The organism is Cupriavidus sp. 05L310 (genome assembly GCF_056398185.1).
The window spans coordinates 1-13,193 of record NZ_JBFTOX010000078.1 but is presented as its reverse complement, the minus strand read 5'-3'; the positions used below and the strand labels follow the sequence as shown (position 1 = coordinate 13,193).

Below are 13,193 nucleotides of genomic sequence, written 5' to 3'. Positions count from 1 at the left end.
CCGAATGCCGCACGCAACGCTCCCTTCCCCCGATTACACCGCTTGGCTCGCTGGGTTGAAAACTTGGGTCGAGCAGGCACGCCAGCGTGCGGTCCGCTCGGTCACCGGGAACTCATGGCGCTCTATTGGCAGATCGGACGTGACATCCTCGAGCAGCAGCAGCAGCAGCAGGGATGGGGAGCCAGGGTCATAGACCGGCTCGCACGCGATCTGCGGGTGACGTTTCCGGACATGAGAGGCTTTTCGCCGCACAACCTCAAGTACATGCGCGCGCTGGCCGAGGCTTGGCCGAGCGGGGAATTTGTGCAGCAGGCTGCTGCACAACTGCCCCGGTTCCACCTTTGCACGCTGCTGGACAAATGGTAGTACAACGAACTGCGCGAATGATATGCCAAGGAGGCCGCCGTGCATGTGGTCGCGTAGTCACCGGGAAAATGCTGCACGTGCACGAAGTCGATGGTCGGCAGTTTGCCGTATCCGACGATTCGCAGTCTGCGCTGGACGCGGGGACCCGGGAGGCCATCGACAATGCCAAAGGTCGCGACCGCTGACGCGGCACTGGGCCCCAGTGCACCGGTGACCTGCTTCCGGTGCGTGGTCTGCGGGCACGTGTCCGCCGGCCGGATTCCTGGGCGAGGTAAAGGGGACGGCAGCTCCGTTCCCCCCTCCCCGCCGCCACGAACAGGACGAGCAGATTTGTCCTGTCTGCTTCGACGAAGCGGAATGGATTTAGGTCGGGCAGCACACAAAAGGTCCGGGCCCGGCCAAAGCAACGTAGCCCTTCTCCCGGGCATAAACTGGAAGGAGGCGGCGACCGCAGTGTGTCCTGGCGCCCAGAGTTTCTGTTAGCCGCCGGGCAGACTCCGGAGCGTGGCGGGTGCCGGCTGCGCGGCGATAGCCACGTCACGCCGAAGCTGCTTTCTCAAATGCCATGAGTTACATCCGCGCACCGTTCACCGACGATCAGGTCCAGAAGCTCAACGAGAACCAGGTTGGCCTCGGCGGCCCGGTTCTGCGCGCCTTCACCTGCAGGAACAGCGCCGATCATCGCCACGGAGTCGAAGGTGGCGCCCATGGCATCCTGATTGCCACCAAGTACGGCTGGGTTTGCCCACACTGCAACTACAAGAGGGACTGGGCATTCGCAATCATGGCGACCCGGTTGACTTGCCCGCCGACCGCCATCCAGTCCTTTGTCTATACGACGCCCTCAATCGAGAAGGCCAACATCCTCCTCGGTCAATATGAACGGCTTGCGGCAACCGAGCGCCCCAGCGCAGCCGTGATGGTCGCCTGCATCAAGAATCGCATCGAGGAAATGTCGCTCCCCGGATTCGGCGCTATCGAGCTCGGCGAGATCCCCACTGACGCGGTGGTGAGACGATCAGAAGGACGTAATTACCGGATCGTCTCGGGACAATCACATCTCCAAGCCGCCCTGCGCCTGACTGGCCGCGCGCTGGTGACGGATGCTGTCACCCATGAGCAGTTACACGTCCATGACGTCGACGGCAAACTGTTTGCCATTCCGTCAGACGCCCAGGCAGTGCTCGACTCAGAAACACTTAAGGCGATCGAACACGCCAAGGCCGACCCGCGCGCGAGACGCAAGTGAACACACCCGCGAGCAGGTGGCCGTCGCGCAGGAGCGCGCCAGCGCCACCGAGCGCTGCGCGAGATCGACCAGGAGCGCACGCTGCGCCAGAAGGGCGAGCAGGCGGTGGCGGACCTGCGCACTGAGCTGGCAGCGGTGCAGGCGCGGACGCAAGACGCGGCCGTGGCCGGCGCCGAGGAGCGGGCACGACTGCAGGCCGAGCGCGACACGCTTAACCGGCAGTGGGGGGCGGCGCAGCAGGCGCTAGCAGATGGGCAGGTGGCGCACGAGCGCCTGCGGGCCGAACTCGAGGTGGCGCTGCGGCGGGTCGAGCGCGCAGGCGGAAGCCACCGCGACACGCCGCTTGGTGCTAGCCAGGCGCCGGGCGCCGGCGCGCACCAAGTTCAACTCCGGGTCCGCTTGATGGAGTGATCGAGGGCGGGGTGAAATTTGTCCACCACGCGAGGGGATAAGCCTGTGGACCAGTCGAGCGGGGACTGATGGCCGGCGGTTTCCGTGAGTTTGATTTATTCTTGAGCGACGAGGGTGGGCACGCGATTCCGGGGGAGTGTGTTGCCACAAACCAGCGATCCGCCGGAACAAGCGTTAGGCCCAACGGTCTCTGAAGACGACAACGCAAGGATCCTGTTCCGCAGCCTCCTCGAATCTGTGCACCTAAAATGATGTCGATCGAAATCGAGCGCGGCGAAGCGATTACTTGGATCCGCATCCAGATGGCCAGGCACGGCCTGACCTTGGCGGACTTGCAGGCCGCAGGCTGCTTTGCCGAGTCGCCGCCGGCGCCATTGCCGGGGACAGTGCGCTACCGCAACGCGCACGGGCAGGGCTGGGACGACCGCGGCGCCATGCCAGACTGGCTGCAGCGGGCGGTCAATGCCGGGTAGACCGTGGAACATTTCCAGGTAGATACGGCAAGGGAATAGGCTATTGGGGGTTCGAATCCCTCCGTCTTCGCCGGCAATGGCGGCGGAAGCCCGGAAGATTGCGGTCTTCCGGGGGTTTGTTTCTTTTGGGTTGCTTCGGGCGACCACCCTGCCCGTTGAGAGGAGAATCTACTGTTAGCGCAACTCACACCGCATGCAGAGTGCAGACGTTTGCGCGGCCCGCTGAAATGCGCTTGAAGCCGTGACTTCTGGCGGTGCTTCTTCAGCAGGGATAAGGGAGAATCCCCAGCGCGCGAAATAGGCTGGGGCTACGGTAGACAGGAGATAGGCGTCTCGCGCCTCCGTGCCGCGAGCCCGCATCAAGAGCGCCTCAACCAATCGGCTGGCAATGCCTCTGTCGCGGTATTCGGGCTCAACTGCTACCGAGCGGATGAGGATGGACTCTCCATGGTGCTCTGCCGCTGCGCAGCCAACGATGTGGCCATCACACACCGCAATGTGGAAGGCTTCGATAATTTCGACAACATCCGCGGCAGGTAGCCTGCAACTCTCAAGCAATGTAACGACTTGCTGCCAATCTGAGTGAGAGGCCGAACGTAGTTGAACGTCGGTCAACATAGGAAGTGACTCCAACTTGCGCTTCGTTAGGCTAAGAGAAGCCTGTTGCACGCTCTAGTTATTCAGAAGGCATATGTTTGTCTTCTTCACTTAGCAGCGCGATGGTCATGCGCAACCGTCGGCTGTCATGGTGGTGAGCCTATCACCGAACACGCATTCGGCTTGTAAGCGATTGTGAGACCGCAGCCGGCGGCCCAAGAACAAGGAAGGCACTCCGCAGTGCAGGGGAACGGGGCGCCGACCACTGAGATTCGGGCGCGCCTTCCGAGCGTCCCGAAATCCAGGCTGCATACAAGGTCCTTGCACTGCTTTCCGGAGTGAGCCGGCAGAGTCATTGGGTATGACGGCGCTGGGTGGCGTCATAGCACCCCTTGAGGGTGGCGCATGAACTAACAAAGCCACAAAGTGCGGCGCGGGGTACTTTCGCGCGCGCAGTTAGCCGGCCTCGGTGCAAGCAAAATCGAACAGAATGTCAGATGCCTCGGCGCTACAGTGGCCGTCCCTATGCCGGTAGGCGTTTTAGGAGGTACACGAATGAAGCAACATCTGGCGAATCCCTGTTGATGGCTGGCGCGATGATCGCGTCCTACCCGCTGTTCGCGCAGCAGGCCCAGCCCATTCAGCCGACCCAGCCGATGCCAGCGACTCAGCCGATGCAATCCAGCCAGGCGGTGCCATCCGCCCAGCCTATGCAAGCAATGCCGGCGGCAGCGCCGTCGGCCCCGGGGGGCGCTGTCAGCTGTACGCGATCCCGATGCGCAAGGTGCCGGACAGTCGGCTCAACCGTGCATGGCGCCCCGCTCCAGTCGACCCCACGCTGGCCCGCAGCCCCAACCCGTCAATGGACCCCGCCGGCATGAGCCTGGCTCCCGATGCGCTCGGAACGCGCCAATCCTTTCCTCGACGGTGCCTGAGCGCCACCAGCGTTGCCATCGGCGCCGACACGCAGCTGGCGCCTGTCAGCTTTCTTGCACGCTGTCAGTCTCGACCACCACTTCCGAGTGCTGCGTCCGGTGAGCCGGGCAGCGCTCGGCAGGACAGCAGTGCGGCGCGCCGGTCCGCATCGAACGGGCCGCGCATGGATAGCGTCAAGCAGGATGTCCGGTTTACCGACAAACATCTTGGCCGGCGCATTGACTCATCAGAACTGCAACCCGTGCTGACCTGTTGCCTCACGTAGTTTGCTACCAGTCGGATTGTCCGGCGGGAGCAGCGCAACGTGACGAGGCAAATCAGCATGACGATACGCAAGGAGTTGCTCGAAGCGCTGCGAGTGGGGTATCGCAGCGCGGCGTTCGGTGAACAGATCACGATTCTCGATGAGTTCGCGGCCCTGACTGGGAATCACCGCAAGCACGCCATCCAGCCGCTGCGGCAGCAGGGGGGCCTCCGCGGCGACGAAGGCGACACGCGAACGCAATCGGCTGTACGACGAGGCAGTACGCCAGGTGTTGACGGTGTTGTGGGAAGCGGCCGACAGGGTCTGCGGCAAGCGCCTGAAGACATTGATCCCGACGTTGGGTGATACCTTGGAACGGCAAGGCCATCTGGACCTGGATCCGATCATCAAAGCCAAGCTCTTTCGAGTCAGCGCGGCGAGGGGTAATCGAATTAGTTACCACATTGTCTGATTGGCATGGAGGCTTGCTCGGGCGCGCATTATTGGGCTCGGCTGTTTCGCGTGCATGGACATACCGCCAAGATGATGGCGCCCAGGCCGGTTGCTCCATATCGCATGTCCGGCAAGCGTGGCAAGAACAACGCCGCCGCCGGAAACCGGTGGCCGTGAGCGATTTCGTTTTCTTCATCGAGCCATCTTACGCCACTGATCAATCAACCTGACAACGCCCGCGGCTGCAAGTCACCAGCGCGAGCGCGCGTGCATCGGCAACGTGAAGGTCAGCGAGGCATATCGGTGCTGCGTACAGCAACCGGCATGTGGGCCGCAACCTGATCGAGCACCACTTCGGGTTCGTCGGCTTCAGTGTCCGATTCGTTGTCCAGCCTGCGACGCATCCGTTCGACATCGAGGTCGCCGGTCCATTTCGCGACCACCACCGTGGCCACGCCGTTGCCGATCAGGTTGGTCAGCGCGCGGGCCTCGGACATGAAGCGGTCGATGCCGAGGATCAGGGCCAAACCGGCGACCGGCACATGCCCCACCGCCGACAGCGTGGCCGCGAGCACGATAAAGCCACTGCCGGTGACGCCGGCGGCGCCCTTCGAAGTGAGCAGCAGCACGGCCAGCAGCGTGATCTGCTGCGTCAGGGTCATGTCCGTGTTGGTCGCCTGAGCGATGAATACCGCCGCCATGGTCAGGTAGATGGACGTCCCATCCAGGTTGAACGAGTATCCCGTGGGGATTACCAGGCCGACGACAGACTTGCGGGCGCCGAGGTTCTCCAGCTTGGCCATCATCCGCGGCAGCACGGATTCGGAGGACGACGTGCCCAGCACGATCAGCAGTTCCTCTTTGATGTACTTGATGAACTTCCAGATCGAGAAGCCGTGCAGGCGTGCGATGGTACCAAGCACGATAAAGATGAACAGCAGGCAAGTCGCATAAAACGTCGCCATCAGCTGGCCAAGCTGCAGCAGCGAACCCACGCCGTACTTCCCAATGGTGAACGCCATGGCGCCGAACGCGCCGATGGGAGCGACCTTCATGATGTAGCCGACGATGGTAAACAGCACATGCGAGAACTTCTCGATGAAATCGAACACCAGCGTGCCGCGGCCGCCGAACTTGTGCAGCGCGAAGCCGAACATCACCGCAAACAGCAGCACCTGGAGAATCTCGCCCTTGGCGAAGGCATCCACCACGGTACTCGGGATCACGTTCAGCAGGAAATCCACCGTACCCTGCATCTTTCCGGGCCCGGTGTAGGCGGCGATGCCCTTCGTGTCGAGGGTGGTTACGTCGACATTCATGCCGGCGCCGGGCTTGACGATGTTGATGATGATCAAGCCCACCACCAGCGCAATGCCGCTCACGACTTCGAAGTACAGCAGCGCCAGCCCGCCGGTCTTGCCGACCTTCTTCATGTCCTCCATGCCAGCGATGCCCACCACGACCGTGCAGAAGATGATCGGGGCGATGATCATCTTGATCAGCTTAATAAAGCCATCGCCCAGTGGCTTCATCGCCTCGCCGGTGTGCGGATAGAAGTGGCCTAGGAGGACGCCGACGACGATCGCGGTGATGACCTGGAAGTAGAGCGATCTGTAGAACGGCTTCGGGTGATTGTTCTTATCCATGAGTGTCTCCGTCATTGCTTCGCGATCACTATCAGCGTCTAGATGCTTGCCGCGTACGCTTGATGGCCGGCGGGTCAGCTTGAGCGCACTGGCAAGCCGGGGCCGCATGCGCAGCCCCCTTCTGCCTGGCCTGCTTCGCCGCCTCGAACGCGGCTGGGGCGACACTGGCGGCGCGCGGGCAGGTCGCCCGGATCGGGCCGCAGGTTTCGCATGCGCGCCGCGATTGCGTGTCATGGCCAGTACTGACTGGCCTATCCATCGCCGTGCCGCACCGCGTGGAGATGGGCGTGCGTCGCCATGGCTGTCTCCTGGTGATGGTCCATCCAGCGTTCATGGGATCCGTCAAGTGCGCAAACCGGGTACTGTCGCGCAAAAGGCCGCCCCTGATATAGCTTCAGTCAGTCGATCGAATTCCCCCATCGATTCGCATGGCGAGGACGAATGAAGTGGCGCCGCCTCGAGAGGAAACGGCGTCAGCCGTCCTGTCCCCAGCAACAATGTTGGGAAAACCGCCGTTCCAGTATTGGATAGGGGGTTTCGAAAGTCAAAGGAGCGTGCCGCGTTGTCGTCAAAGGAAGGACATTGCAATCCGGCCTGCACAGGTCTCAAATGGAATACGCTGGCGCAGGGTCACGAAACGCGTGGTCCCACCATGCCGAAGCGGACGGACTTCCCAGGTGTCGGTGGCAGCTGCGTACCGATGGCAGTGGCACTGACGCTCTGCCTGACATCTGGATCTGTACGTCAGCGCGGCCAGCATGCCCAGGCCACGAAGCCGCTGTCGGCCGATGCGCCCGGTGGCGATGCCGGAATCGTCTAGCCATGTGTCGACGCTGCGCAGGCGGCTGAGTAAAGCGCCGAGAACGGTTGGAGAACGGACTTCCGCGGTTCTTTCCACGACCTTGGGAAGCGGTGTAACTAGCACTTATGGCTTTTTCAACATAACCAAAAATGGACAGTCGACAAGGCACTGTTAACTTGCCGATAGCGAGACAATGCAGTGGCACGCGGGACCGCCGCTCACAAAGCAGTTGACGGATTTTTGGCCACGTCGGTGAGTTCGTGCCAGGCAGCGAATCTCGCAGCGAGGTGTTCGGGATGCTAATGGAAATCCCGCCCGACCCGGCTCCCCAGCCTTTCCCATTTCGGGACCGGATACCACATCCTTATACAGCCAGGGGCCAGACCGTAACCCGCGAATCCTTATGCCTATAGGATACTTTTGGGAGCGCCAGACTGATCAAGAAACTGGACCTTCTGGACTTCATCGGTGGATGGCTGGACGCAAAATTGGTAGGTGGTATGACTCCATGCAGCAGAGATCGTGTGACTGCTCGAAGTAGGCGAACCGACGAGCCAAATGGTGCCGTGCTTGTCAAGGACAACGCGACGCAGAGCGAAGCAGTTGTTCTCGTTGGCGATGGCTACGGCAACGATACGGCACTTAGTGAATTCCTCTTCAAGGGACAGGATGTGCGACCGAAGGGACTGAAAGGTTTCTTTTGCAGTCATGGATTGGCTTGCCGCTGTTGCGGATGAGCGCTCTGATTTACTGTCTTTGGGCCTGCGGGTTCGGTGACGCCTGTTTTTTCGAACTGAAGAACGTCAATGCCGCCTTAGTGGCGCCACAGGGGGACTTGCTACTATCTTCATCGTCCGCAAGTTCTTTAGGTGAGTATAGTTAACGCGCCCCCTCATGGCGAAGCACTAAGGTGGCCGCCCGCACCCGATACTTCCCTTTAGGGACACACGCCATGAAAGATTGAGGCACAAGCAGACTGAATACGGTGGAACCGTTCAGCGCCGCGGCGAAAGTTCGGAGTTTCACTGCGGCAGCACGCTCCCCGCCATCAAAATGCGATAGACCTCGCCGGCTATCCCAGTAGATGTCTTCGCGCTTCCAATGAGGCGTTCGCAGGTATCCTGCCGCAAGGTCGACGTGATCCTATTGGCAAGCTGGGGCCGCTGCTCGAGGATCGACTCGCTGCAGTACAAGCTGCCATCGGAATTTCCGATGGGCACGAACGGACAAGAAATGCCTCATACAACGACGACGCATGCGCCTGAGCCCCGTAGCGGAGGCAGGCCTTCACTGAGTCGAAGTCTTTACCCGTCACGTCCTTGAGATACGTGACGTGCTGTGCGAGCTGCGGCTCCATTAGGCACTGACGAACCTCTGGGGAAAAGCCGGCCAGAGATACGGCGGAGAACATCCAGACACATCTAGACGGAAAAATCGCCTGTCTCTTTCCATTGGATCGCGAGCGTCGGCGTCGCTAGACCACGGCCAGGTCGCGCAATTGAACGTTGTGGAGTCCTGCCGCTGTGGCTGCTGCGGGAAGGCTCTCAAAAGGGCTTTCACGGATCTTTGGCAGGGAACCATTATTTGCTGGCTGGCTGAGTGGCGGCAATGCGCAGGGCGATTCCGCGAACGTCGGATGAGGGATTTTCTGGGATGTAGTCAATGCGGACGCGTCGCCCGGAGACTGCGGGGCCCGCGCAGTTCGCTGCGCGGGCTGTTTGCTCTGGGCACCTCGGCGTAAGTGCTACGCGTAATCGCCAAACCTATCTGGGTCGTCCGGCATCGTCCATTTGACGGCCTTTTCTTCGACGTCTTTTGCCTGTTTCGGGACTGTGGGCAATGTCGTGTGGGGTGCGAACTCCGAGATTAGCTGAGATTTTGGTACGTTGATGACTTCCTCGCCGTCTTCGGACCAACATTTGAACCTGACGGTCATATGTGACTCCGGTTAGTGACTCAATCGCTCTTGCATTGGAATGCACAGGGGCGAACTATCATAATAGGTCGGATATATGAGAGTTGGCTGACGTCAATAGCGACAGGCAACTGGGGCAGTCCGATTCTGCCGGCGCGTTGTCGGACCGTTGCTCAAGGCAGAGATTCCTAAGAATCCGCCACCGTCGTTGCGGGTGCGTCTGGGCACGCCTCGCAAGCCATTACCAGCAGCGGAAGCCGTCTTTTCAGGAACCGGCAGTCGCGGACGAGACGTAAGCCTAGTCCGGTGGCAATGGAATAGATTCCATTTTTATATCCAGCGGAGATGCGGCAGAAAATCGCCGTGCTCCTCTATGCCGACTCCGCCTCTGCCATATAGCAAGGTCATAACCTTATCCTTCTCGGATGATTTGCAGCCCACAATCATGAGAAGCTCGCCTTGCGACAATAAGGCCGCATGTCGGGCTAATCGAGGCCCCCGATCATAAAGCCAAGGCCATAGGTGGTGAGACTACTCAGCGGGTCAGAATGGTCGCCGTAGTATCCGGCGAGAGCTATACCCAGTACCGCGCAGATAACATATCCAGCCATCGAAACTTCGGGTCGGAATGTGGTATGGCTGCTATCGGCAGCCGGAAAGCCCTCGATAGGCTTGAGGTCTCTGCCCATGAACCACGGACCCGTTACGTAAGTTGGCGCCCTTGATAGGGCAAGCACCTGAGTCCAGCCATTTCTGGCCGAAGCAGCATCTGCGAAACGAAAATAGAGAAGGGTACGCATAGCAGCACCTCGGTTATCCGGGCACAACTGCGCTCGGAGGATTGAGACCCTGGTGTCAACGTCGATTGGTACAGCCGGACAGGAATGCCGCGATGGCAGCGTCAGAAATCCGTTTGTAGGCGCGATAGCACCAAAAGTGATGTTGATGCAGCATTGGACTGCTGCTTCGACGCGAACTAGCTCAAATCTGCAATCTGCTTGTTTTGCGGATCGAACTGACCGGGTTGCGCAGTCTTGCGACCTTCATCTGGTTGTTCACTCTGGCGCTTTCTCGATGTTGTCGAGCGCCTTGTCGGGGCCGGAGGTACGGGGGCGTACTTCATGAGTGCCTTGTCGTTGCTTATGGTCTGCTGTTATGTCACTTCTTAAGAATACGCTCTTGCGACTAGATTCCCAACAAGGGTTACTCAACTGGTGGGCGCCCGACCAACTCCCTTGCCAGTTGCGCCCACTGGCGAGAAAATGGCCCTCCCTGTACTTCGATGCGTTCACTTATCGCCGCGACGTCAGGTGGCCGAAAAGGATCCATAATACGAAATCAGCATTCCTGAGCTGAAGGCATATGAGCCGATTAACGCAGGTGTTGCTTGAATATCACGAACGCAGCAAGCACCGTGTCAACAGCTACGCTCCCGGTCCCGAAGGGCTCGACTGGGCAACCCAGCCAGACCCGTTCCGGGTGTTTCAAGGCACACCGCGGATTGCTCTGCCATTGGTCGCGGACACCTTGGCCGCACGCTACAACGAGCTGCGCTGCGGCACTCTGCCTCCCGCGCAAAGATTCAGTCTTCGTACCCTGGCAATCCTGTTTGAACTTTCACTCGGCCTGTCAGCGTGCAAATCCTACGGTGCTCAGCGGTGGTCACTGCGCTGCAATCCTTCGAGCGGGAATCTGCATCCGACCGAGGGCTATCTTCTGTGTCCGGCTCTGCCCGGCTTGGCTGGCGGGGTCTACCATTACCTGAGCCGCAACCATGTACTTGAACATCGCGCTGAATTGGATGATCCTCGATGGACCGAGGCGTTTGCAGGCGGCGGTATCCTGGTCGGCATCAGCTCGATCCACTGGCGCGAGGCGTGGAAATACGGAATGCGCGCATGGCGCTACTGCCAGCATGACTGCGGCCATGCTATCGCGGCAGTGAGTTACGCCGCGGCAGCTCTCGGCTGGCAGACGCGGCTGGTGGAGGCGGCTGCGGATGACGCGTTGGCCGCATTGCTTGGATTGAACCGCCGCGAGGATTTTGGACCGGCCGAACCAGAGGTGCCAGATGCCCTGCTTTGGATCGGCAATCCTGAAGCACAGCCGGACCCTAGGTGCCTGCAGGCTGCTTTGGATAAGGCGCACTGGTACGGATACGCGAATCAACTAAGCGCGGGACATGAGAGTTGGCCCGACATCGATTCGATCCATCGCGCCACGCACAAGTCTCGTACTCGCGAACCGAGCTCGCCAAATCCGGAGCCGCACCGGTGGTCCGCGACGCCCGCCCTTGATCTGAGCTTTGCCCGAATCGCTCGGCAGCGCCGCAGCGCTGTGAGTTTCGATGGTACGACGCGCATCACCGCCGCGGCTTTTTTCGCCATGCTGGCATGCCTGTTGGTACGTAGCGACACGCCACCGTGGAATACGCTGATGTCTCCAGTCGCGGTGCATCCGGCGCTGTTGGTGCACCGCGTGGACGATCTGGAGCCGGGCCTGTATGTGCTAGTAAGACATTCCGGGGCGCTGCCTAGCCTCAAGCAGGCTATGCGCCCGGAATGGCTGTGGCAAAAGACTGGACCGGACCATCTGCCGCTCTATTTTCTGCTACCTTACGATTTACGCGCAGTAGCAAAGTTGATCTGTTGTCACCAGGACATCGCCGCTGATTCCTGCTTTGCGCTGGGAATGATCGCAAATTTCGAAATCGCCCTGAAGCAACCATGGCGTTATCGCCATCTTTTCTGGGAATGCGGAATTCTCGGCCAGGCGCTCTATCTTGAAGCAGAAGCCTCCGGAGAGCGCGCTACGGGAATTGGCTGTTTTTTCGACGATGAAATGCACGCCATGCTGGGAATCAAAGATCACGCTTGGCAAAGCCTGTATCACTTTACCGTCGGTGGCGCCATGGTCGATCAGCGCTTGTCTACATTTGCACCGTATGAGGTTCAGCCGCGCCGCGAACGCAGCGAACCAGGCGCTCGAATTCCGCGCGGGCATTGGCCACGAAGCTACCCATCATCATCCGCTCGGTAGCAAGCGCCGATGTCAGGATAGTCCAGCCATTGTTGACTTCCCCGGGTTTTGTCGCGATAAGGAGGTGGTACCAGCGAGGAGTAGCCGGGGTGCTGCGCTTATGCGGCCAGCGAGTAAAATTGCTCAGCAGCGGACGGACTACTCCCCTTTGGGGCGACCATCTGCCTTTTGCAGATCATGCGCATGGTCTCGATGCCACCCAGGATAATGCGGGCGCAGCGAAAATTCTGGAATCCCAGCATCGGCCTGACCCGGCGTTTGATGGACCGGTGGTCCTGCTCGACGAGGTTGTTCAGGTATTTGTTTTGCCGGATCTTGATGGGAGTTTCCCTTTTAGCGTTGATGGCCTGCAGGGCTGCCAGATTGGCGCGGCTCTTGTCCACCATGACAGTCTGCGGAGCCCCATTCTGGGCGATGGCCTTCTCGAAGAAGCGCCGGGCAGCGGCCGTGTCACGGCGTGCGCACAACAGGAAATCAATGGTCTTGCCGGCCTTGTCCACAGCCCGGTAGAGATACTTCCATTGCCCCTTTACCAGGAGGTAGGTTTCGTCCATGCGCCAACTGGTGCCCACCGGACGCTGATGCCTGCGAAATGCCTGCTCGAACACCGGTAGCAGCTTGATCACCCAGCGATGCACGGTGGAATGGTCCACCGAGATACCGCGTTCGGCCATCATTTCCTCCAGATCCCACAGACTTAGTGAGTACGCCACGTACCAGCGCACGCATAGCAGAATCACGTCCAGCGGGTAGTGCAGGCGCTTGAGCACCTTGGCAATCCCTGCCGGCAGGCTCTTTCGTGGGCGCTTCGTGTGATGGCTCATCTTCTGGCTTCGGGTTTCGCGACCGCAAATTCTACTTCGGCACCGTTACTGCGACGGAACCCTATTTCCCCGTGCTGCCGCGTGTTGGCCAGGGGCGAGCGCAGATCTTCAGCAGTTCGCCCACCGGGGGCAGTGAAAGCATGGCGTTGATGTACCTGCTTGCTATCACCGCCGCCAGCCGATCCATCGATCTATCATCCGCCTATTTTGTGCCTGACGACCTGACACTGAAAGCACT

General features: G+C 60.2%; 9 protein-coding genes and 2 pseudogenes. 7 read left to right on the top strand and 4 right to left on the bottom strand.

Annotated features, from left to right (window positions below; all coding sequences use genetic code 11):
• Positions 1-114: 114 nt before the first annotated feature.
• The 4 genes from AC1DS6_RS37745 (at position 115) to AC1DS6_RS37730 (ending at position 2,499) form a co-directional block, all read left to right on the top strand.
• Positions 115-366 (top strand): DUF1016 N-terminal domain-containing protein, encoded by a 252-nt coding sequence (locus tag AC1DS6_RS37745; RefSeq protein WP_477104437.1) that lies wholly within the window; start codon positions 115-117, stop codon positions 364-366.
• A 565-nt stretch (positions 367-931) separates the two neighbouring features.
• On the top strand, positions 932-1,615 hold the full coding sequence (locus AC1DS6_RS37740; RefSeq protein ID WP_477104436.1) for a hypothetical protein: 684 nt from the start codon (positions 932-934) through the stop codon (positions 1,613-1,615).
• Between the two features lie 105 nt (positions 1,616-1,720).
• A complete protein-coding gene (locus AC1DS6_RS37735) occupies positions 1,721-2,026 on the top strand; it encodes a hypothetical protein (protein ID WP_477104435.1) in 306 nt (101 codons plus the stop codon).
• Between the two features lie 248 nt (positions 2,027-2,274).
• Complete coding sequence (locus AC1DS6_RS37730; RefSeq protein ID WP_441632636.1) at positions 2,275-2,499, top strand: H-NS histone family protein; 225 nt, start codon at positions 2,275-2,277, stop codon at positions 2,497-2,499.
• Between the two features lie 174 nt (positions 2,500-2,673).
• Here the strand turns inward: AC1DS6_RS37730 and AC1DS6_RS37725 are convergent, their stop codons facing one another.
• Together AC1DS6_RS37725 and AC1DS6_RS37720 are read right to left on the bottom strand one after the other, a co-directional pair.
• The gene (locus AC1DS6_RS37725) at positions 2,674-3,117 is read right to left on the bottom strand and encodes a GNAT family N-acetyltransferase (RefSeq protein ID WP_441632634.1); all 444 of its coding nucleotides are present in this window, start codon (positions 3,115-3,117) and stop codon (positions 2,674-2,676) included.
• Between the two features lie 1,141 nt (positions 3,118-4,258).
• Complete coding sequence (locus AC1DS6_RS37720) at positions 4,259-4,693, bottom strand: hypothetical protein (protein ID WP_477104434.1); 435 nt, start codon at positions 4,691-4,693, stop codon at positions 4,259-4,261.
• A 39-nt stretch (positions 4,694-4,732) separates the two neighbouring features.
• Here AC1DS6_RS37720 and AC1DS6_RS37715 point away from each other — a divergent pair.
• Positions 4,733-4,885, top strand: a pseudogene (locus AC1DS6_RS37715) (IS110 family transposase); the annotation flags it as partial.
• A gap of 131 nt (positions 4,886-5,016) precedes the next feature.
• Here the strand turns inward: AC1DS6_RS37715 and AC1DS6_RS37710 are convergent.
• On the bottom strand, positions 5,017-6,375 hold the full coding sequence (locus AC1DS6_RS37710; RefSeq protein WP_477104433.1) for a dicarboxylate/amino acid:cation symporter: 1,359 nt from the start codon (positions 6,373-6,375) through the stop codon (positions 5,017-5,019).
• Positions 6,376-10,454: 4,079 nt separating this feature from the next.
• On the opposite strand from AC1DS6_RS37710, the gene AC1DS6_RS37705 reads away from it, so the two are divergent.
• Positions 10,455-12,131 (top strand): SagB/ThcOx family dehydrogenase, encoded by a 1,677-nt coding sequence (locus AC1DS6_RS37705; RefSeq protein WP_477104432.1) that lies wholly within the window; start codon positions 10,455-10,457, stop codon positions 12,129-12,131.
• 98 nt (positions 12,132-12,229) lie between these two features.
• Here AC1DS6_RS37705 and AC1DS6_RS37700 read toward each other — a convergent pair whose 3' ends face one another.
• Entirely contained in the window at positions 12,230-12,955 is a 726-nt protein-coding gene (locus AC1DS6_RS37700; RefSeq protein ID WP_477104431.1) for an IS6 family transposase, read from the bottom strand.
• Positions 12,956-13,014: 59 nt separating this feature from the next.
• Between AC1DS6_RS37700 and AC1DS6_RS37695 the strand changes: the two are divergent.
• Positions 13,015-13,193 (top strand): annotated as a pseudogene (locus tag AC1DS6_RS37695) (cardiolipin synthase B); the annotation flags it as partial.